Here is a 24,777-nt window from a genome sequence, read left to right as displayed (position 1 = left end):
CACAGCCCCGCGCCCCTTACCTGCGTTCCAGTTCATGGCGTAGATCGTCCAGCTCTGTTCCACCGGCCATCTGCTGGGTCAGCTCGTCCAGCGTCACTTCGCCACGCGTCTGATTGGCGACCATCGTGCCCCGCTTCAGCAGGACGAACCGGTCGCCCACCAGGTACGCGTGGTGTGGGTTGTGGGTGATGAGCACGACACCCAGGCCCTGGTCACGTGCCGCCGCCACATATTTGAGGACCACACCCGACTGCTTCACCCCCAGTGCCGCCGTCGGTTCGTCGAGCACCAGCACCTTCGCGCCGAAGTACACGGCGCGGGCGATGGCCACGCACTGGCGCTCGCCGCCGGAGAGGGTGCCGATGGGCTGGTCGACGTCGCGCAGGTCGATGCCCATGCGCAGCAGTTCCGCGTGGGTGGTGCGGCGCATGTGGTCGACGTCCATGCGCTTGAACGGGGCGACGCCCTTGCGCGGCTCTGAGCCGAGGAAGAAGTTGCGCCAGACCGGCATGAGGGGGACGACGGCCAGGTCCTGGTAGACGGTGGCGATGCCGCGGTCCAGTGCCTCGCGCGGGGAGGCGAGGCGGGTCTCCTCGCCGTCCAGGCTCAGCGTGCCGCCGTCGTGCTGGTGCAACCCGGCGATGATCTTGATGAGGGTGGACTTGCCCGCCCCGTTGTCGCCCAGGACGCAGGTGATCTCCCCGGCGTGGACCTCCAGGGACACGCCTTCGAGGGCGCGTACGTTGCCGTAGTTCTTGCTGACGCCGGACAGCTCGACGAGCGCCGTACGGTCTTCGGTCTGCGTCACTTGGTGGCCTCCGCGCGCTTGCGGACCCAGGCGTTGAGCAGGGTCGCGAGGAGCAGCATCGCTCCGAGGAAGAACTTGAACCAGTCCGGGTTCCACTCGGCGAAGACGATGCCCTTGCTGGTCATGCCGAAGATGAACGCGCCGACCGCCGAGCCGACGGCGCTGCCGTAGCCGCCGGTGATCAGGCAGCCGCCGATGACGGCCGCGATGATGTAGATCAGCTCGTTGCCGACGCCCTCGCCGGACTGGACGACGTCGTAGGAGAAGAGCAGGTGCTGGCCCGAGATCCAGGCGCCGAGGCCCACGCCCATGTAGAGGCCGATCTTGGTCCTGGTGACCGGGACGCCCACCGCGCGGGCGGCGTCCTTGTTGCCGCCGACCGCGAAGATCCAGTTGCCCGCGCGGGTGCGCAGCAGGATCCAGCTGGCGACGGCGACCAGGGCGAGCCACCACAGGATGGTCACCTTGAAACCGACGCCGCCGATCGTGATCGTGGAGGCGAAGACGTCCTGGGCGGAGGGGAAGCCCTCCATGTCGGCGATCGACTTGGTGGAGACGGTGCCGTCGATGAGCTTGGTGAAGCCCAGGTTCAGGCCGGTCAGCATGAGGAACGTGCCGAGCGTGATGATGAAGCTGGGCAGTTTGGTGCGGGTGAGCATGAAGCCGTTGAAGGCGCCGATCGCCAGGGTGACCAGCAGCGACACGACGACGCCGACCCAGACGTTGGCGGTCATCTGGTAGCTGAACATCGACGACACCAGCGCCGAGGAGGTGACCATGACGCCCGCGGACAGGTCGAACTCGCCGCCGATCATCAGCAGCGCCACCGGGACGGCCATGATGCCGATCGTGGAGGCGGCGTAGAGCACCGTGCTGAGGCTGGAGGCGCGCAGGAAGCTGTCGGCGAAGAACGCGAAGAAGACGAAGACGGCGATCGCGCCGACGACGGAGCCCAGCTCGGGGCGGCCGAGGAGTTTCCGCAGCGGAGAGGTCTGCAGAATCCTTTCGTCAGCCGTCTTCACCTGCGTGGCGTTCATCGCGTGCCCCGCTTCGTGTAGTCGGCCAGCGCGGCGGCGTCGTCCTTGGTGATGATCTGCGGCCCGGTGAGCACCGGACGGCCGCCGCCGAGGACGTCGGCGTTGTACTTGTACAGCCACAGCAGGTCGACGGCCTCGTAGCCCTGGAGGTAGGGCTGCTGGTCGACGGCGAAGCCGAGGGTGCCGTCCGCCAGTCCGGCGGCCACCTTGGCGTTGAGGTCGAAGGTGTCGATCTCGGCCTTGCTGCCGGCGCCCTGCTTGGCCTTGACGGCGGTGTCGGCGTAGGGGGCGCCGAGGGTGACCACGGCGTCGACGGACTTGTCGGTCTGGAGCTTGGCCTCGATGGCGGACTGCACGTCCGGCATGCTGGTGCCGTTGACGTAGAGCCGCTGGACCTTGCCGTCGAAGGTCTTCTCGACGCCGTCGCAGCGCTGCTCGTGGCCGACGTTGCCCTGCTCGTGGAGCACGCAGATCGCCTGCTTGCGGCCCCGCTCGTTCAGCTCCTCGCCCACGGCCTCGCCCGCGATGGTCTCGTCCTGGCCGACGTGGGTGAGGGCGCCGAACTCCTTGGACTCCTCGGAGCCGGAGTTCACCGTGATCACGGGGATGCCCGCCTTGTGCGCGCGGGCGAGGGCGGACTTCATCGCGTCGGGCTTGGCGAGCGTGACGATGATGCCGTCGACCTTTTTGTCGATGGCCGCGTTCACCAGCTGGGCCTGCTGCTGCGCCTCGTCGTCGTGGGAGTACAGGAACTTGATGTTGTCCTTGACCGCCGCCTGCTCGGCGCCGCTCTGGACGATGTCCCAGAAGGTGTCGCCGTCGCCCGAGTGGGTGACCATCGCGAAGGTCCAGCGGGGGGTGTTCACCGCCGCCCTGCCCTCGGCCGACGCGGCCTTGCGGGCGTCCTCGGCGCGCTTGCCGCCGGTGCTGCTGCAGCCGGCCAGGGACACCGAGAGTGCCCCTGCCAGCGCGATGCCCACCCATGTCCGAAACCGTGCCACGAGGCCGTGCCCTTCTTGCTGTGCCGTGCTGTGCGTGCGGGGCCTGTCTCAGCCCCGGCCGGGTTCTGGAGACCCCAAACGCCCCATTGTCCGACACACAAGCGGAGCCTTTGCCTCCGGGGATCGGCCGAGGGTCACATTGTCCGGACATTGCGACGAACCCGCACGGCGGGAGCCACCGACGGGAGCCGCCCGCTTGAGACGGGAGCAGCCTGCGAACGTGGCCGCTCAGGGCCGCACGAGCAGCTGGAACTCGAAGGAGTAGCGGGACGGCCGGTAGGTGTGGGTGCCGAACTCGACCGCGCGTCCCGTGTCGTCGAAGGTGGTGCGCTCCATCGTGAGCAGCGGGGCGCCCGCGTCCTCGCCGAGCCGCTCGGCCTCGCTCGTGGTGGCGGCGCGGGCGCCGATGGACTGCCGGGCGCTGTGCAGGGTGATCCCGGCGGCGCGCATCAGCCGGTAGAGGCCGGTGGCCTCCAGCTGCCCGGTGTCCAGGTCGACGAGGCCGGGCGGCAGGTAGTTGCACAGGTACGCCATCGGTTCCCCGTGCGTCAGCCGCAGCCGCTCGATGCGGTGCACTTCGCTGTCCTCGGCCACGCCGAGCGCGGCGGCGATCTCCGCGGGGGCCGGTACGACCGTGTTGACCAGGACCTTCGTGGCCGGGCGCTGGCCCGCCGCCTCGAGGTCGTCGAAGAGTGAGCTGAGTTCCAGGGGGCGCCGGACCTTGCTGTGCACGACCTGGGTGCCGACGCCGCGGCGACGCACGAGCAGGCCCTTGTCGACGAGCGACTGGATGGCCTGGCGGACGGTGGGCCGGGACAGACCGAGCCGCGCGGCCAGCTCGATCTCGTTGCCCAGCAGGCTGCCGGGGGTCAGCGCGCCGTGCTCGATCGCCGCCTCCAGCTGCTGCGACAGCTGGAAGTACAGCGGCACGGGGCTGCTGCGATCCACGCTGAGGTCCAGCGACACGGTGGGGTCCACTTCTGGTTTCGGCACGGGCCGAGCGTAGCTCCGTGCGCAGATGACGGGAAGTTGTGTAGTTCGATTGTCCGGACATACGCATTGACAGGGAGCGGCTGTGAGCCCACTTTGATTCCATGCGCATCGGGGTCATCGGAACGGGCCGCATCGGCACCGTTCACGCCAACACGCTCAGCCGCCACCGCGACGTCGGATCCCTGATCCTCACGGACGCCGACCTCACCCGGGCCCAGGACCTGGCCCACCGGCTGGGCGAGACGGCGGCACCGGGAGTGGACGAGATCTTCCAGTGGGGCGTGGACGCGGTGGTGATCACCACGGCGACGCCCGCCCACGCGGAGCTGATCGGCCGGGCGGCCCGCTCGGGCCTGCCGGTGTTCTGCGAGAAGCCCATCGCCCTCGACCTGCCCGGCACGTTACAGGCGATCGCCGAGGTGGAGGCCGCCGGGACGATCCTCCAGATGGGCTTCCAGCGCCGCTTCGACACCGGCTACGCGGGGGCCCGGGAGGCGGTGCGGTCCGGGCGGCTCGGCCGGCTGCACACCGTACGGGCGGTGACGAGCGACCAGGCGCCGCCGCCGGCCGAGTACCTGCCGCAGTCCGGCGGGCTCTACCGGGACACGCTCATCCACGACTTCGACGTCCTGCGCTGGGTGACCGGGCGGGAGGTCGTCGACGCGTACGCCGCCGGGTCCGACGCCGGTCCGCCGATGTTCCGGGCGGCGGACGACGTGGACACCGGTGCGGCGCTGCTCACGCTGGACGACGGCACGCTGGCGACGGCGACGGCGACGCGGCTGAACGGGGCGGGGTACGACGTCCGCATGGAGCTGGCCGGGGAGCTGGACCAGATCGTCGTGGGCCTGGACGACCGTACGCCGATCGCGTCCACCGAGCCGACCGGGCCACCGGCCGCGGACAAGCCCTGGACCGGCTTCGTGGAGCGCTTCGGGCCCGCCTACGAGGCCGAGCTGAACACGTTCGTGCAGGTGGTACGGGGTGAGCGGGCCAACCCCTGCGACGGGCGCGAGGCGCTGCAGGCCCTGCGGATCGCGGAGGCCTGCGACATCTCCCGCCGCGAACGCAGACCCGTACGGCTGGCGGAGGTCCCCGAGGAGCTGGTCCCCTAGGGAGTGTCGTCCTGGTAGTCGTCCAGGAGCCCCGCGTCGTACGTCAGCAGGGCGATCTGGACCCGGTTGTCGAGATCGAGCTTGGCCAGGATGCGGGAGACGTGGGCCTTGACCGTGGCGACGCTCATGTAGAGGTGGGTCGCGATGTCGGCGTTGGCCATGCCGCGGCCGACCGCGACTGCGACCTCGCGCTCGCGGTCGTTGAGGGTGTCCACGCGGGCACGCGCGCGTGTGCGCCTCGCGTCGGGGGCGGTGCCGGCCGCCTGCTCCATCAGTCGCCGGGTGACGGCGGGCGACAGGACGGGGTCTCCGGCGGCGACCCTGCGCACCGCGTCGAGGATCTCGGCGGGAGGGGTGTCCTTGAGGACGAAGCCGGCGGCACCGGCCCGCAGGGCGCGCAGCACCTGTTCGTCCGCGTGGAAGGTGGTGAGCACGACGACCTGGGGCGCGTCCGCCCGCCCCCGCAGCCGCTCGGTCGCCGTGAGGCCGTCCACCACCGGCATCCGGATGTCCATGAGGACGACGTCCGGGCGGGTGCGGTCGACGAGCGCCCCGACCTCGTCGCCGTCGGCGGCCTCACCGACGATCTCCACGTCGTCCGCGCCGCCCAGCATGAGGGACAGTCCGGCCCGTACGAGCGGGTCGTCGTCGACGAGGAGCAGTCTGATCGCGGTCATGGGGCATAGGTAATCACGGCCGGGGAGGGCCGAGTTCGCCCCCGGGGTGACGGCCCCCGGCCGCCCTCGGCACCGGGCCGTCGGCTCAGCGCCACGGCAGCCTCGCCCGTACCTCGAAGCCGCCGTCGGGGGTCGGGCCGTGTTCCAGGGTGCCGCCCGCCAGCGTGGCCCGCTCGGTCAGCCCGATCAGGCCCTGGCCGGAACCGGGCACGTGGGGCACCTCGCCCCGGGGCGGGGCGTTGCGCACCGACAGGGCGAGTCCGGCGCCCGGCGCCCCGGTGACCGAGACGGTGACCTCGGTGCCGGGGGCGTGCTTGCGCGCGTTGGTCAGCGCCTCCTGGGCGATGCGGTACGCGGTGCGGCCGACGGCGGCGGGGACCGCGCCGGGGTCGGGCACGCGGTCCGCGAGGGTGACCTTCATGCCGGCCGCACGGGACTCGGCGACCAGCGCATCGAGTGCCGCGAGCGTCGGCTGGGGGCGGCCGGCGTCGTCGGAGTCCGCCGCCCGCAGGACGCCGATGATCTGCCGCAGGTCCTGGAGGGCCTCGTGCGCGCTCTCCCGGATGACGCCCGCCGCCCGCGCGACCTCCTCCCGGGGTGCGCCGGGCCGGAATTCCAGGGCGCCCGCGTGCACGCTGAGCAGCGTCAGCCGGTGGGCGAGGACGTCGTGCATCTCGCGGGCGATGGCCTCCCGGGCCAGCCGCTGCGCCTGTTCGGCCCGCAGCCGTGCCTCGGCCTCGGCGTGCCGGGCGCGGTCGCGCAGGCTGAGCAGGAGCTGGCGCTTGGAGCGGACGAGCAGGCCCCAGCCGAGGACCGTGACGGCGAGCAGGAAGCCGATGGCGAGGGAGGCGAGGAAGGGCAGCCCGGGCTCCGGGCGCATCCAGTAGTACAGGGGCGTCACGGCGAGACTCGCGCCGCCGATCCAGGCCACGTACCGGAAGGGCCGGTGCACGGCGAGCGTGAACAGGGCGGCGAGGACGGCGCCGCCCGCGGTGGCCGAGACCAGGGAGACGGGCACCATGGCCACGGCCAGGCCGACCGGCCAGCGCCGCCGGAGCCAGACGGCGGCGCAGGCCAGGGCGCCGATCAGCTGGTCCGCGACGGCCATGGCGGGTGAGAGGTCCGGCTCCTGGTCCAGCGCGTCGGCGGCCAGCAGGCCGATGGTGACCGCGAGCAGGAAGCAGGCGAAGTCGACGACCCAGTCGCGTGCGGTGCGCCGGGGCCGGCCGCCGGACCGCCGGGGCTCCGGGTAGAGGTCCTCCACCAGCGCCGCCGGCAGGACCCAGCGCCGCTTGGCGAAGGCCGGGGGCACCGTGGCCCGCTCGTCACTGTTCACAGTCGACAAATCTACGCAGGGGCGGGAGCCGGCACGGCCGGGCGAGGGGGATCGCCGACCAAAGTCGCACGACCGGCGACTTTCGGCGCGCCGGGACCCGCGCCCCGGCGCCTTCCGTCGGGCGGGACTCGCCCCGCGGCCGATGTGTGTGGGGGTACCGCGGGGCGAGAGTCGGGATCATGAAGGAATTGCTGGAGTTCCTGGGCGTGCTCGCCGTGATCCAGGGCGCGATGGGCCTGGTGCACGAGTTCACCGACTGGAACGTGGGGCTGGTGCAGCGGGTCGGTTTCCTGGACGGCTACGAGGTCTACGCGAGCGTCGCGCTGCTCGCCCTCGGCGGCGCGCTGTTCGCCGCCGCCGAGAGCCGCAAGCCCGGGTGAGCCGGGCCGGCTCTTCTTCCGCAGGCGAGCAGCAGCGCACCCGGCGGTGCAGTCGTCTGTGAAGACGGCGTGTTCGCACTCGCCCGCAAGTTAACTCCGCGCCAATTCGTCGAAGTTGACGGGAAAATCTCCGAGTTGTCATTGACATGCCACTGTCTACGCGCGTCATCATGAGGGCATGAGATTCCCCCCACGAATCACTCGCACCGGCGCCGCGGCCGCCGTCCTGTCCGCCCTCCTCGTCGGAGGCACCGTCGCCACCGCCTCCCCGGCGGCCGCCGCGGTGGGCAGCATCTGCTACAGCGACCTGCCCTCCCAGGCGTACGACACCCTCGAACTGATCGAGCAGGGCGGTCCCTTCCCGTACTCGCAGGACGGCACCGTCTTCCAGAACCGGGAAGGCGTCCTGCCGAGCCAGTCCTCCGGTTACTACCACGAGTACACGGTGATCACGCCGGGCTCCTCCACGCGCGGTGCTCGGCGCATCGTTACCGGTGAGGAGAACCAGGAGGACTACTACACGGCCGACCACTACGAGTCCTTCGACCTGGTCGACTACGGCTGCTGAGTCCCCCTCCCCCACGGATCGGTCCGACAGTTGCACGGCTCGACCCAGACGGTACTCAAGCGCCGCAGAACTCCTCGCCCCGCGTACCCCACACACACACCCATGGGCGCGGGGCGAGGCACGTCCGGCAGCAGCCCGCGCCAGGTCGGCTTCGGGACGTCCCTGCGGCGGGACTTCACCCCTGGACGGTTGTCCCATGCACGCCATCGCTCCTTCTCCGTCTTCGGCGAAGGAGCCGGCCGGTCCGATGAGTGACCGGGTTCCCTCGCCGAGCCGCAACAGGAGGCGGTGGGTCAGGATTCGCGGGAGGGAGCGTCTTCGCGGCGGTCCAGATGGATGTTGTGCTGGTTGATCGCCTCGGAGATGGTGAGGCGGCTCACCGTCGGCGGATGGCCCGCGGTGATCAGGATGTAACTGCCGACCGGTAGGTCCGCGAACCGGAAGCTGCCGTCCTCCTTGGTGGTGGCGGTCAGCCCGGTGCCGGAGCCGTCTGTGAGAGTGAGTCGCACGTCGTTCACAGGGGTGCGCTCACTGTCGCTGACCACCCCGCTCAGGCTGCCGAGACGGGTGTGCGAGGCGAGTTCCACCGTCACCGTGATCTGTCGTGCCTCGCCGATCCGGATGTCGATGGCCGCCGGCCGGTAGCCGTCGTGGTGAACCACGAGAACGTAGGGGCTGTACGCGAGCCCGTCGATGACGAACGAACCGTCTTCATCCGTCGACAGGGAACGGACGAGGCGGCCGTTCACGTCGGTCAGTATGACGGACGCGCCCTTGAGCGGCATCCCGTCCGCCTCGTCCTGCGCGGTGCCGACGACCACGCCCTCGTCCTGGAAGGTGACCGTGTGCTCGATGGCCGAGGCGCCCGCGGCGAGGGCGAGCGGCGTAGCGGTCGAACGGTGGGAACAAGAGCGGGCGATGAGAATGTACGGCCCGTCTCCGGGGGCACGCAGCGCATAGGCGCCGTCGTCGTCAGCCGTCGCCCGCGCGACCTCGCGACCGTCGTGGGTGACCAGAGTGAGCGCCGCCTCGGAGACCGGAACGTCCTCGGCCCACACGACACGGCCACAGATCAGGATGGCGTCGGTGCCAGGCGCACCGTCGGCGTCGGCGTCCGCGGTGCCCTGCCGAACCTTGCGCGGATCAGCGTTGATCATGATCGTGCAGGCGACCGTGCCGATGAGCAGAATTCCGCTGACCCACCACGCGGCGGCGGCGCTGCCGTGCACGATGGACTTGACGAGGAGTTCACCCTGGGCACCCCGGCCCTCGTGGTCGGCGTAGTAGGAGGCCGCCGCGTCGGCTGCGAGGGTGTTGCTCAGCGCGAGGCCGATGGCGCCGCCGATCTGCCGGGCCGTCGTCTGGAAGGCGGACACCGCGCCCGAGTCGCGTTCGGCCACCCCTGCCAGGGAGGCGTGTGTGGTGGGGGAATAGCTCAGGCCCATGCCGACGCCCAGCAGGAGCCAAGCCGGCAGCACCCCGAAGAGATAGGAACTGTCCTCGGAGAGCGTGGTGAACATCCACACTCCGGCCGCGGTGAAGGCGAGACCGGGCCCGACCAGCCAACGCGTCGGAACCCGCCCCATGACGCGCGCGACGACCTGTGTCGCCGTCACCATGACGGCACCGACCATCGGTAGGAACGCGAATCCCGCTTTGAGCGGCTTGTAGTGCATGACGATCTGCAGGTGGTACGTGGCGAAGAGCGAGATGCCCATCATGCCGAAGTTGAGCAACGCGGCCCCGAGGAAGGACCCCGCACGGGTGCGTTCGGCGACCACGCGCAGCGGCAGCAGCGGCTGCCGGATGCGGGTCTGGGAGAACAGGAACGCGCCGATCAGGACGACGGACGCCGCCAACAGCCCGGCCACCAGGGGGGAGTCCCAGCCGCGATCCGGTGCCTCGGACAGTGCGTAGACGAGGGCGAGCGGGCCCAGACAGCCGAGGACCGCGCCGATCGCGTCGAGGCTGATGTCACGGTGGCCCCGGTCGCGTGGCAGGGTGGCGATGCCCAGGGCGGTCACGGCGACGGCGATCGGCACGTTCACATAGAGACACCAGCGCCAGCCCGCGTATTCGGTGAGCACACCGCCGACGATCAGTCCGATGGCGGCTCCGCTGCCGACGACGCCGCTGAAGAGGCCGAAAGCCTTGGCCCGCTCCTTGGTGCTGGTGAAGGTGGTGGTCAGCAAGGACACCGTGGCCGGCGAGAGGATGGCGGCGAAGACACCTTGCAGCGCCCGGGCGGTGATGAGCGTTTCGGTGTTGGGTGCGGCACCGCCGAGCGCGGAGACCACGGCGAAGCCGACCAGGCCCACGAGAAAGGTCCGGCCGCGGCCGAAACGGTCGGCGAGCCGGCCGCCGATCAGGAGTAGTCCTCCGAAGGCCAGCGCGTACGCGGTGACCATCCACTGCCGGTTGGTGTCGGACATGTGGAGCGACTGCTGGACGGAGGGCAGCGCGATCTGGACGATCGTGCCGTCGAGCATCACCATCAACTGGGCGGTGGCGATAACAGCGAGCACGTACCAGCGGTTGCGGTGGTTGCGCTCGGCGGCCGCCTGCTCGTCCGCCGTCGCAGCGCCTGCGCTCATGCCTGGGACCCCTTCTCGCTCTTGGCCGCCGGGCGGAGTTTGTTGAGCAGGCGCGCGAACTCCACGCGCTCGTCGCGGGTCAGACCGTTGACGAGTTCGTCGGCGAGGGCCTGCCTGCCCCACTCGATCTCCTGCATCAGCGCGTTGCCCTTGTCGGTGACGCCGACCAGGACGGCGCGACGATCATCCGGGTCCGGGGCCCGCTGGACGAGGCCGCGGCGCTCGAGTCCGTCGACGAGGGCGGTGACGGTGCGCGGGGCCACATCGAACGTCTGGGCCAGCGTGCTCATGCGTTGGGGGGCTCCCCGCTCGTACAGGTCGGTCAGCAGGCTGGCCTGGGAGAAGGGGACCTGATTGCTGGCGAACACGGTCCCGGCGTGGCGCAGAAGCGGAGACACCGTCTCCGTCAGAGCTGCAACGAGCTCGGAAGCCGTGACCTCAGGATCTCGAGCCACGGACACCTCCATAGTGAGTCATGGAACATCTTGAGTGTCTGCTCAATATGTCAGTTGGCTCATCGACTGGCAAGCAGGGGGGCTCCCTGGGTGCCGAACGGACGCTTTGCGGTTGAATTTCGTACATGTCGAGATCCAGCAACTTCCTCACCCTTTGCATTCTCGCGATGAACTTTTTACGTTGACTTGAATGGTTGTATGCTTCAATCGATTGAGTCGCGGTGAATGCGTGAAGATATGTGGGCGAGTGTGCCGATATTTGACCGTGACGCAACTGAAACGACGGGGGTTGTTTTCATTGGATTTGCTCATCGAGAGGAAGGATGAGATATCTGCCCTGCGCGGGCTGATATCAGACGGGAGAGCCGGAAACGGCAGAATCACCGTCGTGAGTGGTGCGACGGGCAGCGGCAAGACCGCCCTGCTGCAGCAAGCGGCCGAGTGCGCGGTCGAACAGGGTTCGGTCGCCGTCAACGTCACCTGCTCGCCACTGGAGCGGGATGTGCCGCTGGCTGTGGTGCGTCAACTCTTCGACGCCCTTCCGCTCGACCCCCAACCTGCCGGGCAGGTCGCCGACATGCTGGCAGAAGGCGTGCAGGCGGGCCTGGGTGAGATCGTCACGACCATCACGCCGGCGCACGCCAGGGTCGCCGAGGGGCTGTGGGGTCTCCTGGTCGCCTTCTCTGAACGCATCCCCGTCGTCGTCCTCATCGACGACGTGCGGAATTCAGATGCGCTTTCGCTGGTGTACTTGCTTTATTTCATTCGGCGGGTGCGCTCGGCATGCATAGCCATGGTGCTGTCGGACACAGAGGACCCGCAGCCGCGTTTCCCCCTCTTCCGGGCTGAAATCATGCGCCTTCCGGAGCTGAGTCATATTCGCACAGCGGCGCTCAGTCCGACGGGTGTCACCGAATTGCTGGTGGGCCGCGTGAGGGCGGATAAAGTAGGTCTGCTCGGAGCTGAATTCCATAATGTCAGCGGTGGAAGTCCATTGCTGCTGAAATCTTTGCTGCGCGATCTGGCTGACTCGGCGTCAACGCCCCCGGAGCAGTGCGCACCGGTGGTCGGGGAACACTTTGCGCAGGCCGTGGTCTCCTGCCTGCGCCGCTCGGGACCGACGATGCTGGTAGCCGCGCAGTGGGTGGCGCTCCTCGGCGACAGCACCTGCAAGGAACTATTGGCGGAGTGTCTCGGCACCAGCCCGGAGTCTGCCCACCGGTTACTGCGAATGCTCGACACCATCGGTGTGACCCGAGCAGGACGATTCCGCCACCCTGCGGCCAGAGTCGCGATCATGGACGGCATCTCGGAGCAGAACCGTGCGGAAATGAAGTTCCGCGTGGCCCGCATGCTCTACGACACGGGGGCACCCGCCACCCAGGTGGCCGGTCACCTCCTCGGCCAGGTGGGGCAACAGGCCGGGCTGTGCACCGAGCAGGCGGCATGGGCGGTCTCGGTGCTCCGGGAAGCAGCGGACCGGGCTCTCACGGGCAATCGGGTCGAGCAGGCCATCACCTGGCTGCGGCAGGCCCACCGGCTCTGCACCGACAAGGCGGAGCGGGGAGCCGTCCTCTTCCACCTGGCCCGCATCCAGTGGCGGCACAGTCCGACGGCGGCCCTGCGTTGCCTCGACCAGGTGACCAAGCCGTTCGTGCACGAGCGGTTCGGGACGCCGTACACCCTGTTGCTCATCCGCTATCTGCTGCGCAGCGGGCGGCACCAGGAGGCGCAGAAGATCCTGCACCGCCTGCACCGCGACGCGGACTCGCTTCCCGACGAGGTGTGCGCGGAACTCCGGCTGCTGGAGATGTGGTTGGCGGTCTCCTTCCCCGCGGTGGCCGAGCACTTCCCCTACGACCACAGTCTGGTGGTACGACGCAGCGGCCCGGTCACCGGACGGGACGAACTGCAATGGCAAGCCGCCAGGTTGCTCGTCGGAGTGCTGGGCGGTGGCGTGGACAGCGGATTCATCAGCGAGGTGGAGCAGGCCCTGCGTCTCTACCAAGTGGCCGAGGCCACCCTCGAACCGCTGGTGATGGGGCTGTCCGCGCTGATCTTCGCGGACCGCCTCGCCGGCGCCGGTTCATGGTGCGCCTCGTTGATGGACGATGTCGAGACTCTCGACGCACCCGCCTGGCGCGCCGCCCTGTCGGCGCTACGCGCGGAGATCGCGGTGCGCCAGGGCGACCTGAAGGGCGCCGTCCGGCTCGCCGGGCAGGCACTCGATGACATCGATGCGGAAGGATGGGGGGTGGAGATCGGCGTCCCCCTCTCCACCATGGTGCTCGCCCACGTGGCGATGGGGCGGACCGAGGAGGCCAACGCTTTGCTCCAACTGCCGGCGGCCGATCCCATGCACGAGAGCCGTTACGGCCTGCAGTACCGCTACGCGCGTGCCCATCACCATCTCGCCGCCGACCGCCCCCACGCCGCACTGCGGGACTTCCTCGACTGCGGCACCCTGATGCGGCGGTGGAACCTCGACGCTCCGGGCCTCGCCCTGTGGCGGGTGGGAGCAGCCGAGGCTCTGCTGCTCCTGGGGGAACAAGCACGAGCCAAGTCCCTGATGGACGAGCAGTGGGCACTGCTGGCCGGCAAACGCACCACCCGCAGTGCCGGCATGGCTCTGCGGGTGTGTGCCGCGGTCACCCGGCCGGACCGGCGGCCGGCGCTGCTGAGACAGTCCGCGGAGATCCTTCACGGCTGCGGCGACCGCTACGAACTGGCCAAGACGATGGCGGACCTCGCCCACGCGCACGAGGCCCTCGGTGAGAGCGCGCGAGCACGGCACGCCGCACGCAAGGCGCTGCGGCTCGCGCAGGTGTGCGGTGCCGCGGGGATCGTCGCACGATGCCTCCCCGCGCAGGGTGCGGATCCGGTGGCCGAGACGGGCCGGCTGCCGGAGCCGGAGGCGAGTGCCGCCCCGCAGAGCGAGGGGATCAACGAGCTGAGCAGGGCTGAGAGCAAGGTGGCCGCTCTGGCGTCGATGGGGTACTCGAACCGGGAGATCAGCGACCGCCTGCACGTCACCATCAGCACGGTGGAGCAACACCTCACCCGGGTCTACCGGAAGCTGCGTGTCAACAGCCGCGAGGACTTGCCGACGGCCAGCCTTCAGCCCGCGGTCTCCTACTGAGCGGCCCGTTCACAGCCGACGGGAACCAAGAAGGGCGTGTGGGAACACCGGCCGGTGTTCCCACACGCCCTGGTGCTCCATGCCGCCGTCAGCCCGCGCCGAGGCGTTCCAGGACGTCCGCGGCACGCGTGGTGCCGCCCGCCTCCCGGATGCGCTCGCGCAGACCGGCCACGCTCGCGTGCACCTCGCGGCCATCCGCCACGGAACCCACGGCGTCCAGCAGTGCCTCGGCCGTCAGGTCCGTGCCGCCAGGCACCTCGGTGCCCAGGCCCAGCGCGACCGCCCGGCGCGCCACCATCTGCTGCTCCCGGGCCTGTGCCGCCAGGACCAGTGGCGTGCCGCAGGCCAGGGCCTCCATCACACTGCCCATGCCGGCCTGGCAGACGAACACTCGCGCATGCGGCAGCACGGCGAGGTGCGGCAGCCACCGGTGCACCTCCACATGGGCGGGCAGCGGCCCGAGTTCGGCGGGATCGACCCCCGCGCGGCCCACGGTCAGCACCGCGTGCCAGGGGCTGTCCGCGAAGGCCTTCACACACATGCGGAAGAACTCGGGGCGGTTGCCGTAGGAGGTGCCGAGCGAGACCAGCACGACGGGTCTGCCGTCCGAGGGCGGCTGCCACGCGGCGGACGGCGGGGACGGGTCCAGACAGGGCCCGACGAAGACGTGCCGCTCGTCGAAGGAGTCGCCGCCCGGCTGGAAGTCGCGCGGGAAGAAGGCCATGCGCGGACCGTGGAAGCCGGTCACGAAGTCCAGCGGCGAGACGTCCGCCGCCCCGTGCGCGGCCAGCAGCGCGGTCAGGTCCTCGCGAAACCGGCGCACGGCCGGCCGCTCGGCCGCACCGTCCTGCGGGGAGCCCCGCAGCATGGCCGCGAGGGAGAATCCCGGGTTGCTGGTGCGCTGGGGCAGGAAGACCGGGGAGAACTCCAATGCGGGCAGCTGCCACAGCCGTGTCAGCAGGCGGCCGGCCGGATTCATCGTCGTGTCGTACGCCACCACGTCCGGCCGTGCGTCGCCGAAGCGGTCCACGATCGCCGGCAGCAGCGCCGAGGACTCGGCGATCGCCGCCGTCAGCGCGAGCGGGAGCCAGTCGGGGGAGTCGCCGGGCGCGGCCCCGGCGAAGTCGGGCAGGGCCGGACGGTACAGCACGGTCTCGGCACCCGTCGCGCCGACCTCGGCGGCGAACGGCTCGGTCGTGGCGTACGAGACGCGGTGGCCGCGCCGCACCAGTTCGGCGGCGACGGGCAGTGTGGGGCGCACATGTCCGTGGGCGGGAGCGGCGAAGAAGAGATAGTGGCGCGCGGGGTGCGGTTCGGTCACGTGGACTCCTCGGGTTCAGGTGCCGGCCAGGTCGATCACGTACCGGCCGTACTCGGTGCTCATGCCGGTCCGCCGGCCGATCTCGAACAGCTGGTCGGCGTCGATGAAGCCCATGCGGTACGCCACCTCCTCGATGCAGGCGATGCGTATGCCCTGGCGCTTCTCGATGAGCTGCACGAACGTCGCCGCGTCGAGCAGGCTGTCGTGCGTGCCGGTGTCGAACCAGGCGCTGCCGCGGCCCAGGTTGACCAGGCGGGCCCGACCGGACGTCAGATACAGGGCGTTGAGGTCGGTGATCTCCAGCTCGCCGCGGGCCGAGGGGGTCAGTCCACGTACCAGGTCCACGGCGTCGTTGTCGTAGAAGTACAGGCCGGTCACCGCCAGGTTCGACCGGGGCTTCTCCGGCTTCTCCTCCAGCGAGAGCAGCGTTCCGTCGGCGTCCGTGACGGCGATGCCGTACCGCTCGGGGTCGGCTACCGGGTAGCCGAACAGGGTGCAGCCGTCGAGCCGTTGTCGCTCGCCCTGGAGCATGACGGGCAGCTGGTGGCTGTAGAAGATGTTGTCGCCGAGGATGAGGGCGATGGTGTCGTCCCCCGCGAAGTGCCGGCCGATGCGCAGGGCGTCGGCGAGGCCGTCCGGGCTCGGCTGCTCGGCGTAGGAGATCTCCAGGCCCAGCCATCGGCCGTCACCGAGCAGATCGCGGTAGGAGCCGAGAAACCCCGGCGAGCTGATGATCAGGATCTCCCGGATGCCCGCGTGCATCAGCACGGACAGGGGGTAGTAGATCATCGGCTTGTTGTAGACCGGCAGGAGCTGCTTCGAGGCGACGCGGGTCACGGGCCTCAGCCGCGTGCCGGATCCCCCTGCCAGGACGATTCCACGCATGATGTCCTTCCGGCTCCGTGTCAGGGCAGCAGTGGCTTCCACCAGGAGGTGTTCTCCCGGTACCAGGCGACGGTCGCCCGCAGGCCCTCGGCGAACGGGACGCCGGGCCGGTAACCCAGAGCGCGGAGTTTCGAGTCGTCGAGTGAGTAGCGCCGGTCATGGCCCAGCCGGTCGGGGACCCGCTCGACCCTGTCGGCACCGTGGCCGAATTCCTCCAGCAGCAGCCGCGCCAGCTCCGCATTGGTCAGTTCCGTGCCGCCGCCGATGTGATACACCTCGCCCGGTTTCCCCTTTTCCAGGACCAGGCGAATACCGGCGCAGTGGTCGTCCACGTGCAGCCAGTCGCGGACATTTCCGCCGTCGCCGTACAGCGGCACTCTGTGCCCTTCCATGAGCAGGGTCACAAAGCGTGGGATGACTTTCTCCGGGAATTGATGGGGGCCGTAGTTGTTGGAACACCGGGTGATACAGACGTGCATTCCGTACGTCCGGGCGTAGGCCAGCGCCAAGTGGTCGGCGCCGGCCTTGGCCGCGGCGTACGGCGAGTTCGGGCAGAGCGCGGACTCCTCGGTCCACGATCCGGTGTCGATCGACCCGTACACCTCGTCCGTGGAGATCTGCACGAACCGCTCAACCCCAGCCTGACGTGCGGCTTCGAGGAGCGTGTGAGTCCCAAGGACGTTCGTTCGCACGAACACCGACGGGCCCTCGATGGAGCGGTCCACATGGGTCTCCGCCGCGAAATTGAGCACGATGTCGTGGCCCGGCAGCACCTCGGCGAGAAGTTTCCCGTCGGCGATGTCGCCCCGGACGAACGTGAAACGCGGATCGTCTGCGACCGGGCTGAGATTCTCCGTGTTCCCGGCGTACGTCAGCGCGTCGAAAGCCGTTATCTCCATCTCCGGGAAGGCGGACCCGGATTGCGTGAGGGAGCTCCGGACGAAAGCCGAGCCGATGAAACCGGCTGCTCCGGTCACTAGGGCGCGCATTGGTTTCTCCCTGGTTGCCCGAACAATTCGGCGCCACTGTAATGGGAGGCCGAGCAGTGGTCCATACCCCTTATCCGGAACCGTGCAGGATCCACTTGGCTAGGGGCATTTAAGGGTTCAGTCCGGGTGGGGGGTGCTCCGTAGGTTCTGTCCGAGGCGAGCCACGAAACCGCCGCTGCAAGGCGGGACGGCGATCCCGGCCCGTACCGGCCGACATGTGGCCCTGGAGCGCTCGCGAGGATCTCGCGGACTCTCCGGCACGGTCGTGGGGACGTGGCGCGGGACCGGGGTTCCCGTCACGTCGCCCGCTGTGGTGGCCGGCCGCCTCTCCGGTGCAGGGCCGTAGGAACCAGACGAAGGGACGACAGTGGAAGTCAGCCTCATGGGCCTGGCGGGAATGGGCTGGATCGCGAAGTCGCTGACCGCCGCCGCGGAACTCGGCCTCGCCGACCACCTCGACGGCACGCCGATGACTGCGGAGGAACTCGCCAAGCAGACCGGGACCCATCCCGAGACGCTCGAGGCGCTGTTGCGGATTCTGTCCGCGCTCGGCGTCTTCCGCCGCGACGACGCCGGCGTGTACCGCAACTCCGCGCTGTCCGACCAGCTCCGCGACGACCACCCGCAGTCGATGCGGCACTACGTGATGCTCTCCGGCGGCCTGTACGCCGACACGTTCACCGCCCTCACCCACACCCTGCGCACCGGCGAGTCCGCCTTCCGCCATCTGCACGGCACCCGCATCTACGAGTACCTCGAGCAGCGGCCCGCCGAGGCGGACCTGTACGACAAGGCCATGGCCGACCTGGCCCGGCCCGTCGCCGCGGCCCTCGCCGGGACCTACGACTTCGGCGCCGTCCGCAGTGTGCTCGACGTCGGCGGCAACAGCGGAGAGCTGCTCAAGGGGCTGCTCACCGCCCACCCGCACCTGACCGGTACGTGCCTGGACCGGCCGGACGTCTGTGCCCGAGCCACCGCTGAACTGGCCGCCTCCGACCGCGAGGACCTCGGGGAACGGCTCGCCTACCAGCCGGGTGACTTCCTCCAGGAGGTGCCCGCCGGCTCCGACCTGTACACCGTCAAGAACGTGCTGCACAACTGGAACCACGAGCACAGCGTCGTGATCCTCGGCCGCATCCGGGAGGCCATGGAGCGCACCGACGCCGACCGGCCCGCCGCCCGGCGGGCCCAGCTGCTGGTCATCGAGCCACTGATCGAGACCGACCTCGACTGGATGCGCGTGCTGTTCCAGATGGTCGTCTGCGAGGACGGCACCCGAGGGCGCACCGATGAGGTCCAGCGGGCCCAGATCGCCGAGGCCGGCCTCGATGTGCTCGACACGCTCCGCCTCTCCACAGGTCACACCGCCCACATCTGCGCCGCCGCTCACTGAAGGAGCCACCCGTGACCGTGCAGCAGCCCCTGGCGACCACCGCACCGCCCACCTGGAAGGTCCTCAACGAGGGCAGCAGCGCCGAACCCGTCGTGCTGGCCGTCGACTTCGCCGTCTCCGGGCGCCCCGAATCGACGTTCAGCGACCTCGGCCGCCTCCTCGCCCGGGGCATCCCGCTGTGGGAGACCCGGCAGCCGGAACCGGAGCAGGCCCGCGACCTCGGCGGCGAGGACTTCGCGTCGTACTGGGTGCGGGGCGTGCGCGACACCGGCCGCCCCGTGTGCGCGGTGCTCGGCTACTGCGTCGGCGGCCTGTACGCGGCCCGCGTCGCGCAGCTCCTCGCGGCGGAGCAGGACGAGGCACCGGCCGTTGTCCTGTTCGACCCCGAGCCGCCCCACCGCGCCGGCATGGTCGCGGACTTCCGGGCCGCCGTGGCACGGTTGTCCTCCGTGCTCAGCCCGGAGGAGTCCGCGCTGGCCGGACAGGCCGCCGACGAGGCGGCCCAGCAGAGCGCCGGCATCGCCGCGCTCGGCGCCGCGCTCACCGAGGTCTTCACCGGCATCGCCGGCGCCGCCTTCGCCCGGGCCGGGCTGCCCGCCGGGCTCGCCGACGAACTCAGCGGCGCCTACGAGGCGTTCGTCGCCTATATCGCGGCAGCCGCCGCGTTCGACCCGGCCGTGTCGTGGGCCGGCGCCACCGCGCTGACCACTGCCGCGGCCCACCCGCACGCCCGGTACGCCAGGCGTCTCATCCCCGTCGACGCGGCCCACGACGACATCCTGCGCAGCCCCCTCACCGCGGACGTCCTCACCGGCCTGCTCACCCGGTCCCATCCGCAGGGCTAGGGCCCTCGTTCCGAACGACCGGACCGGGCCCGCACCCGGCGGGCGGCGCCGAGCCGACCGACCGCGACCATCGACCACCAGCGAAAGGGTGACCCACCGTGCAGTCAGCCGAGAAGGCGAAGCCGGCCGACGGCGCCGCAGCGGCCCTGCTTGCCACACTGACCCACAAGCGGCGGCTGGACGCGGCAACGCCCAAGGAGAGTGCGCTGTGGTTGCTGGACCGGCTGCTGCCCGAGGCCGGCGTCAACAACGTCCCCCTCGCCGTCCGCGTCGACGGACGGCTCGACATCGCCGCGCTCCAGGCCGCCGTCGACGGCCTGGTACGCCGCCACGAGGTGCTGCGCACGGTCTACCTCGACCGGCAGGCGGGCCTCGTCCGCGAGGTGCTCGGCGAGGACACCCCCGGCCCGCGCGTCAAGGTCCACGACACCGTCGCCGGCGTACCGGAGAAGGCGCTGCGGGAGTTCGCCGCGACCCCCATCCGGTGTGATGGCCGGCTGATGCTGCGAGCGGCCGTCTTTCGGGGACCTGACGCCGACACCCTCGCCGTGGTGGTCCACCACCTCGTCTTCGACGCGGCCTCCGTGCCGGTCCTGATCGCCGAACTCGCCGCCGCCTACGACGCCCGCGCCACGGGCCGCGACCTGCCCGACGAGCTGCGCACCCCCGTCGCGGCACTGCGGGACCCCGCGCCCCGCGAGGAGAGCCTGGCCTACTGGCGCACCGCGCTCGACGGCTTCGACCCGGCCGGTCTCGACCTGGACTGCTCGCGTCCCGCACCGGCCCGGGCCACCCTGGTGGGCGACACCGTTCTGCACGTCCTGGACGACGAGACCCGGGACCTGGTGCGCGGACTCCAGCGCACCCAGCGGGCGCCTGAGGCCGTCATCCTCTTCACCGCTTTCTGCCTGCTGCTCGCGGCGCACGGCGCCGGTCCCGACCTCGTCGTCGGATCCCCCGTCAACATCCGGCCCCCCGAAGCGCGGTCCGCGATCGGCTACCACGTCAACACCCTGCCGCTACGCCTGACCATCGACCCCGGCCGCGGGTTTCGCGACCTGGTGAAGGAGGCGCGCACCGCCTTCTTCGGCGCGCTCGCCCACAGCGACACACCTGTGGACGCCATCGCCCACGAGACCGCGCGCGAGCCGGTGTCCTGGCGCGACACCCTCTTCCAGCACATGTTCAACTACGTGCCGATGGAGTCCGCCGGGGCCCTCACCCTGGGCGGGGCTCCGGCCCGGGCGCTGCACGTCGAGACCGGATTCAGCAAGTTCGACCTGGAGCTGTTCGTTCAGTCCGGCGCCGACCACATCGGCCTGCGCATCCTGTACTGCTCCGAGGTGCTCGACCGGGCCGACGCCCAGGCCCTGGCCCACCGCTACGCGACCCTCCTGCACACCGTCGCCGCCGATCCCGACCGGCCCGTCGGTGAGCTGGACGTGTGGAGCGCCGAGGACCGCACGCTGCCCGGTCCGGGCACGGCACGGTCGGTGGCGGACACCGAGGTCGAGGCCGCCCGCGACCTCGACGCGTTCCGCACCTCCCCCGACGGTTCGGCGTTCGGTCTTGCGGACGCGGCGGCCCGCTGCGCGGCCACCGGCGGCTACCCCTACGTCGTTCACCCGCTCGACGCCCGGCACATCGCCGTCGTCGGGCGGGCCGGCAACCGGCTCCCGGCCGGAGTGCGCGGCGAGGTGTGCCTCGTACGACCCGACGGGGCCACCCACGTGGCCACCGGCTGGACCGGCAGACTGGGCCGCGACGGCGCGCTGGAGCTGTACGGCCGGGCCGAGCGCGTCGCCCTGCTGCACGGCCGGGCGGTGCATCCCGAACGGGTGGAGGCCGCGCTGCTGGCGCATCCTGAGGTCACCGGGGCGGCGTTGGTCGTCACGGACGGGGCAGCGCTCGCGTTCGTCACCGCGGACGAGCGGCCCGGTCTCGCGGACGACGTCGCCGGACACGCCGCCCGGCTGTTGCCGCGCGCGGCGCAGCCGACCCGGGTGATCCGCACCGACACACTGCCACTGCGCCCCGGCCACGGCTGGGACACGGCGGCGCTGCTGGCCCTCGCCGCGGCCGAGCCGGAGGGCGGGCAGGACGACGCCGACGGGCTGGTGGCCGAGCTGCGCGGGCTGTGGCGCGACCTCCTCGGCCTCGCGGAATCCGCCGGCGCCGACGCCGACTTCTTCTCACTCGGCGGGCATTCGCTGCTCGGCGCCCAGCTGGTGCAGCGCGTCGACGAGGTGACGGGGAGGCGGATCAAGCTGGCCGACCTGTTCGACAATCCGACGCCGCGCAGCCTCGCGCGGCATCTGCGGGCACCGCGTGCCGACAGCTGACCGGCCGATCGCCGGCCCATCGCCGGCCGGCCCGAAGTCCTCTCGACGGACCGACCACTCCTGAGCGCCACGCAAGTGGCGGGGCCTCCGCCGTTCCCCCGACGGCGGGGGCCCAGCGGCCGTCGGCGGTGCGGCGGACGGGCCACCCCCGGATCCGTGCGTGACCGGACCGGGCGGCGCCCGGCCGCCGTGCCGTCACGGGCCTTCTGTGCCGCAGACCTTTGTGAAGAGAACGACGACGGGAGCGAGAACGTGTCCGAACACCGTGGCAGTGCAGGCGGCTCCGTACTGTTCCCCAGGACAGGGACCGTGCTGCCCTGGGTCCTGACCGGTCCCGGCGCCGCCGCCGTGCGGGCCCGTTCCGAGGCTCTGCGCACGCATCTCCGCGCGAGCACCGAATGGTCGCCGGCCGGCGTCGGACAGGCCCTCCTCGCCGGGGTTGGAGCCGGGGCGGACACCCACCGGGCCGTCGTACTCGCCGGGGACCGCGCGCAGACCCTGGACGCGCTCGCCGCGCTGTCCGCCGGCGCCGACCACCCGGCGGTGTTCACCAGCACCCGCGCGGACGCCTCCCCCGCGGGGCCGGTGTTCGTCTTCCCGGGGCAGGGCTCCCAGTGGACCGGCATGGCTCGCGAACTCCTCGACACCGCACCAGTGTTCGCCCGAAAGCTGCACGACTGCGCCGACGCGTTCGCCCCCTACCTGGGCCACTCCCTGCTGGACTCGGTGACGGGCGCGGCCGGCGGCCCCGAGCCGGTCGGCGCCGACGTGGTGCAGCCCGCGCTGTTCGCGGTCATGGTGGCGCTGACCGACCTGTGGAACGCGGCCGGGGTCACCCCCGGCGCCGTGCTCGGGCACAGCCTCGGTGAGCTGGCCGCCGCGCATGTCGCCGGGGCGCTGTCCCTGGACGACAGCGCCCGGGTCGTGGCCCGCTGGAGCCAGGCGCAGGCCACCCTCGCCGGGCGCGGCGACATGGTGTCGGTGCTGCTGCCCGCCGACGAACTCGCCGATCTGCTCGACCGGCGCTGGCCGGGCAGGCTGGTCGTCGCCGTGGAGAACAGCCCAGGCTCGGCCGTCGCCTCCGGTGACCTGGACGCCGCGGCGGAACTCGTGGCGCACCTCACCGCCGAGGGCATCCACGCCCGGCGCGTGGACGTGGGACTCGCCGCGCACTCCCCGCACGTCGACGCGATCCTCCCCCGCATCCGTGCGGACGTCGCCCCCATCCGCGCCCACACCCCCCGCATCCCGGTCTACTCCGCGCTGCACGGCGGAGCGCTGGACGGCACGCCCATGGACGCCGCCTACTGGTGCCGCAACCTGCGCTCCACCGTCCGCTTCGCCGACGCCACCCGCGCAGCGCTGGAAGCCGGGCACACCACGCTCGTCGAGGTCAGCCCGCACCCGGTGCTCACCACCGCCATGGAGGTCTCCGCGACCCGGGCGGCCCATGCGGGCACCGTCCTCGGCACCCTGCGCCGCGGCGAGGGCGGTCCGTCCCGCTTCCTCGCGTCACTGGCCGAGCTGCACGTGTCCGGCGATGACGCCGACCTGCGGACCGTCCTGCCCGCTTCCCAAGCCGCAGGACTGGCGGAGGCGGTCCTCACCGCCGGGCCGCGCGGGGAGTCCGCGGACGGCGACTCCCGGCACGAGGTGCTGTGCGCCCGCCTGGCGCCGCTCGACCCGGCCGAACGCCGCGCCCAGCTGCTGACCGTGGTGCGGGAGTCCGCCGCCGCGGCACTCGACGGCGATGACCAGGGCTCCATCGACGGTCGGCGCACCTTCCGGGACCTCGGCATCACCTCGCTCGCCGCCGTCGGCATCCGCGACCGGCTGCACTCCGCGACCGGGCTGCGGCTCTCCCCGACCGTCGTCTTCGACCACCCCACGCCGGACGCGCTCGCCGCCCATCTGGACACCGAGCTGTTCGGCACCGGTGCCGACGCCGAGCCCGCCCCGGCCGCCGGCGGGCGGGCAGTGCCGCACGACGAACCCGTGGCGATCGTCGGCATGGCGTGCCGCTACCCGGGTGGCGTGGTCGCCCCCGCCGACCTGTGGCGCACTGTCCTCGCCGGTGTCGACGCGGTCGGCCCGCTGCCCGCGGACCGCGGCTGGAACATCGCCGACGGCTACGACCCCGAGCTGGCTGGCCCCGGCCGGTTCTCCCAGCGCGAGGGCGGATTCCTCCACGACGCCGCCGAGTTCGACGCGGAGTTCTTCGGGATCTCGCCGCGCGAGGCGCTCGCCATGGATCCGCAGCAGCGGCTCGCCCTGGAGTCCGCCTGGGATGCGATCGAGGACGCCGGACTCGACGCGCACTCCCTCAGGGGCTCCCGCACCGGTGTGTTCCTCGGCCTCATCACCCAGGACTACGGCCCTCGCGCCGGCGAGCCCACCGCGCGGGCCGGCGCCGTCGAGGGGCACCTGTTCCTCGGTTCCACCGGCAGCGTCGCCTCCGGCCGCCTCTCTTACACGCTCGGCCTGGAGGGGCCGTCGCTGACCATCGACACCGCCTGTTCCTCGTCGCTGGTCGCGCTGCACGAGGCGTGCCAGGCGCTGCGCACCGGTGACTGTGACCTGGCGCTGACCGGCGGTGTCACCGTGATGCCGAGCACCGGCATGCTCGTCGAGTTCTCCCGCCAGCGGGGCCTGTCCCCCGACGGGCGGTGCAAGGCGTTCTCCGCGTCCGCCGACGGCTTCGGTCTGGCCGAGGGCGTGGGCATGCTCGTCGTCGAGCGGCTGTCGGACGCGCGGCGGCTGGGTCACCGGGTGCTGGCGGTGGTGCGGGGCAGCGCGGTCAATCAGGACGGTGCGTCGAACGGGCTGAGCGCCCCCAGTGGTCCCGCCCAGCAGCGGGTGATCCGGCAGGCACTGGTGAACGCCGGGGTGCAGGCGTCCC

The 24,777-nt window shown here is 71.2% G+C and carries 19 protein-coding genes; 8 read left to right on the top strand and 11 right to left on the bottom strand.

Annotated features, from left to right (window positions below):
- Positions 1-16: 16 nt before the first annotated feature.
- The 4 genes from IE258_RS17370 to IE258_RS17355 all read right to left on the bottom strand — a co-directional run bounded on the left by IE258_RS17370 (position 17) and on the right by IE258_RS17355 (position 3,812).
- Positions 17-808: an ATP-binding cassette domain-containing protein gene (locus tag IE258_RS17370; protein ID WP_189744486.1), complete on the bottom strand. Its 792-nt coding sequence runs from the start codon at positions 806-808 to the stop codon at positions 17-19.
- Positions 805-1,845, bottom strand: a complete 1,041-nt coding sequence (locus IE258_RS17365; RefSeq protein ID WP_189744484.1) for an ABC transporter permease — start codon at positions 1,843-1,845, stop codon at positions 805-807. The genes IE258_RS17370 and IE258_RS17365 overlap by 4 nt, the downstream gene beginning before the upstream one ends.
- Positions 1,842-2,846: a sugar ABC transporter substrate-binding protein gene (locus IE258_RS17360; protein ID WP_189744482.1), complete on the bottom strand. Its 1,005-nt coding sequence runs from the start codon at positions 2,844-2,846 to the stop codon at positions 1,842-1,844. The genes IE258_RS17365 and IE258_RS17360 overlap by 4 nt, the downstream gene beginning before the upstream one ends.
- A gap of 228 nt (positions 2,847-3,074) precedes the next feature.
- Complete coding sequence (locus IE258_RS17355) at positions 3,075-3,812, bottom strand: myo-inositol degradation transcriptional regulator (RefSeq protein ID WP_189745018.1); 738 nt, start codon at positions 3,810-3,812, stop codon at positions 3,075-3,077.
- 128 nt (positions 3,813-3,940) lie between these two features.
- Between IE258_RS17355 and IE258_RS17350 the strand changes: the two genes are divergently transcribed.
- Positions 3,941-4,954: a Gfo/Idh/MocA family protein gene (locus IE258_RS17350; protein WP_189744480.1), complete on the top strand. Its 1,014-nt coding sequence runs from the start codon at positions 3,941-3,943 to the stop codon at positions 4,952-4,954.
- On the opposite strand, the gene IE258_RS17345 is transcribed toward IE258_RS17350, so the two are convergent.
- Positions 4,951-5,631, bottom strand: coding sequence for a response regulator transcription factor (locus IE258_RS17345; protein ID WP_189744478.1), 681 nt, complete (start codon positions 5,629-5,631; stop codon positions 4,951-4,953). The two genes, IE258_RS17350 and IE258_RS17345, sit on opposite strands and share 4 nt — an antisense overlap.
- 85 nt (positions 5,632-5,716) lie before the next feature.
- Positions 5,717-6,976 carry a sensor histidine kinase gene (locus tag IE258_RS17340; protein WP_189744476.1) on the bottom strand — a complete coding sequence of 420 codons (1,260 nt, stop codon included), beginning with the start codon at positions 6,974-6,976 and terminating at the stop codon, positions 5,717-5,719.
- 170 nt (positions 6,977-7,146) lie between these two features.
- Between IE258_RS17340 and IE258_RS17335 the strand changes: the two genes are divergently transcribed.
- A complete protein-coding gene (locus IE258_RS17335) occupies positions 7,147-7,347 on the top strand; it encodes a hypothetical protein (protein WP_189744474.1) in 201 nt (66 codons plus the stop codon).
- A 178-nt stretch (positions 7,348-7,525) separates the two neighbouring features.
- Positions 7,526-7,915, top strand: coding sequence for a guanyl-specific ribonuclease (locus tag IE258_RS17330; protein ID WP_189744472.1), 390 nt, complete (start codon positions 7,526-7,528; stop codon positions 7,913-7,915).
- A gap of 293 nt (positions 7,916-8,208) precedes the next feature.
- Here the strand turns inward: IE258_RS17330 and IE258_RS17325 are convergent, their stop codons facing one another.
- Both IE258_RS17325 and IE258_RS17320 read right to left on the bottom strand, forming a co-directional pair.
- Entirely contained in the window at positions 8,209-10,509 is a 2,301-nt protein-coding gene (locus tag IE258_RS17325; RefSeq protein WP_189744470.1) for an MFS transporter, read from the bottom strand.
- On the bottom strand, positions 10,506-10,877 hold the full coding sequence (locus tag IE258_RS17320) for a MarR family winged helix-turn-helix transcriptional regulator (protein WP_189744468.1): 372 nt from the start codon (positions 10,875-10,877) through the stop codon (positions 10,506-10,508). Before IE258_RS17320 ends, IE258_RS17325 begins: the two co-directional genes overlap by 4 nt.
- Before the next feature lie 352 nt (positions 10,878-11,229).
- Here IE258_RS17320 and IE258_RS17315 point away from each other — a divergent pair, with 352 nt between their 5' ends.
- Complete coding sequence (locus IE258_RS17315; protein WP_189744467.1) at positions 11,230-14,103, top strand: helix-turn-helix transcriptional regulator; 2,874 nt, start codon at positions 11,230-11,232, stop codon at positions 14,101-14,103.
- 88 nt (positions 14,104-14,191) lie between these two features.
- On the opposite strand, the gene IE258_RS17310 is transcribed toward IE258_RS17315, so the two are convergent.
- From IE258_RS17310 to rfbB, 3 genes are read right to left on the bottom strand one after another with little or no spacing between them, the layout of a single operon-like run.
- Positions 14,192-15,424 (bottom strand): macrolide family glycosyltransferase, encoded by a 1,233-nt coding sequence (locus IE258_RS17310; protein ID WP_189744465.1) that lies wholly within the window; start codon positions 15,422-15,424, stop codon positions 14,192-14,194.
- A gap of 15 nt (positions 15,425-15,439) precedes the next feature.
- Positions 15,440-16,309: a glucose-1-phosphate thymidylyltransferase RfbA gene (rfbA, locus tag IE258_RS17305; protein WP_189744463.1), complete on the bottom strand. Its 870-nt coding sequence runs from the start codon at positions 16,307-16,309 to the stop codon at positions 15,440-15,442.
- 20 nt (positions 16,310-16,329) lie between these two features.
- A complete protein-coding gene (rfbB, locus tag IE258_RS17300) occupies positions 16,330-17,298 on the bottom strand; it encodes a dTDP-glucose 4,6-dehydratase (RefSeq protein ID WP_189744461.1) in 969 nt (322 codons plus the stop codon).
- A 367-nt stretch (positions 17,299-17,665) separates the two neighbouring features.
- On the opposite strand from rfbB, the gene IE258_RS17295 reads away from it, so the two are divergent.
- From IE258_RS17295 to IE258_RS17280, 4 genes are all read left to right on the top strand, one after another.
- Positions 17,666-18,691: a methyltransferase gene (locus IE258_RS17295; RefSeq protein WP_189744459.1), complete on the top strand. Its 1,026-nt coding sequence runs from the start codon at positions 17,666-17,668 to the stop codon at positions 18,689-18,691.
- Positions 18,692-18,702: 11 nt separating this feature from the next.
- Positions 18,703-19,536, top strand: coding sequence for a hypothetical protein (locus tag IE258_RS17290; RefSeq protein WP_189744457.1), 834 nt, complete (start codon positions 18,703-18,705; stop codon positions 19,534-19,536).
- A 98-nt stretch (positions 19,537-19,634) separates the two neighbouring features.
- Complete coding sequence (locus IE258_RS17285) at positions 19,635-21,878, top strand: condensation domain-containing protein (protein ID WP_189744455.1); 2,244 nt, start codon at positions 19,635-19,637, stop codon at positions 21,876-21,878.
- A gap of 309 nt (positions 21,879-22,187) precedes the next feature.
- Positions 22,188-24,777: beta-ketoacyl synthase N-terminal-like domain-containing protein (locus IE258_RS17280; RefSeq protein ID WP_308434185.1), on the top strand; the 2,590-nt coding region annotated here is incomplete at its 3' end.

This window comes from Streptomyces tendae (genome assembly GCF_014650435.1).
Classification (GTDB): Bacteria; Actinomycetota; Actinomycetes; order Streptomycetales; family Streptomycetaceae; genus Streptomyces; species Streptomyces tendae.
The sequence above is the reverse complement of the archived record's forward strand: the minus strand, read 5'-3'. Positions and strand labels throughout refer to the sequence as shown.

What these genes read in the sequence shown, in the direction of transcription:
- rfbA (WP_189744463.1), bottom strand. Translation starts at nt 16,309, where the DNA reads ATGCGTGGAATCGTCCTGGCAGGGGGATCCGGCACGCGGCTGAGGCCC.
- IE258_RS17345 (WP_189744478.1), bottom strand. Translation starts at nt 5,631, where the DNA reads ATGACCGCGATCAGACTGCTCCTCGTCGACGACGACCCGCTCGTACGG.
- IE258_RS17330 (WP_189744472.1), top strand. Translation starts at nt 7,526, where the DNA reads ATGAGATTCCCCCCACGAATCACTCGCACCGGCGCCGCGGCCGCCGTC.
- IE258_RS17365 (WP_189744484.1), bottom strand. Translation starts at nt 1,845, where the DNA reads ATGAACGCCACGCAGGTGAAGACGGCTGACGAAAGGATTCTGCAGACC.
- IE258_RS17350 (WP_189744480.1), top strand. Translation starts at nt 3,941, where the DNA reads ATGCGCATCGGGGTCATCGGAACGGGCCGCATCGGCACCGTTCACGCC.
- rfbB (WP_189744461.1), bottom strand. Translation starts at nt 17,298, where the DNA reads ATGCGCGCCCTAGTGACCGGAGCAGCCGGTTTCATCGGCTCGGCTTTC.
- IE258_RS17335 (WP_189744474.1), top strand. Translation starts at nt 7,147, where the DNA reads ATGAAGGAATTGCTGGAGTTCCTGGGCGTGCTCGCCGTGATCCAGGGC.
- IE258_RS17325 (WP_189744470.1), bottom strand. Translation starts at nt 10,509, where the DNA reads ATGAGCGCAGGCGCTGCGACGGCGGACGAGCAGGCGGCCGCCGAGCGC.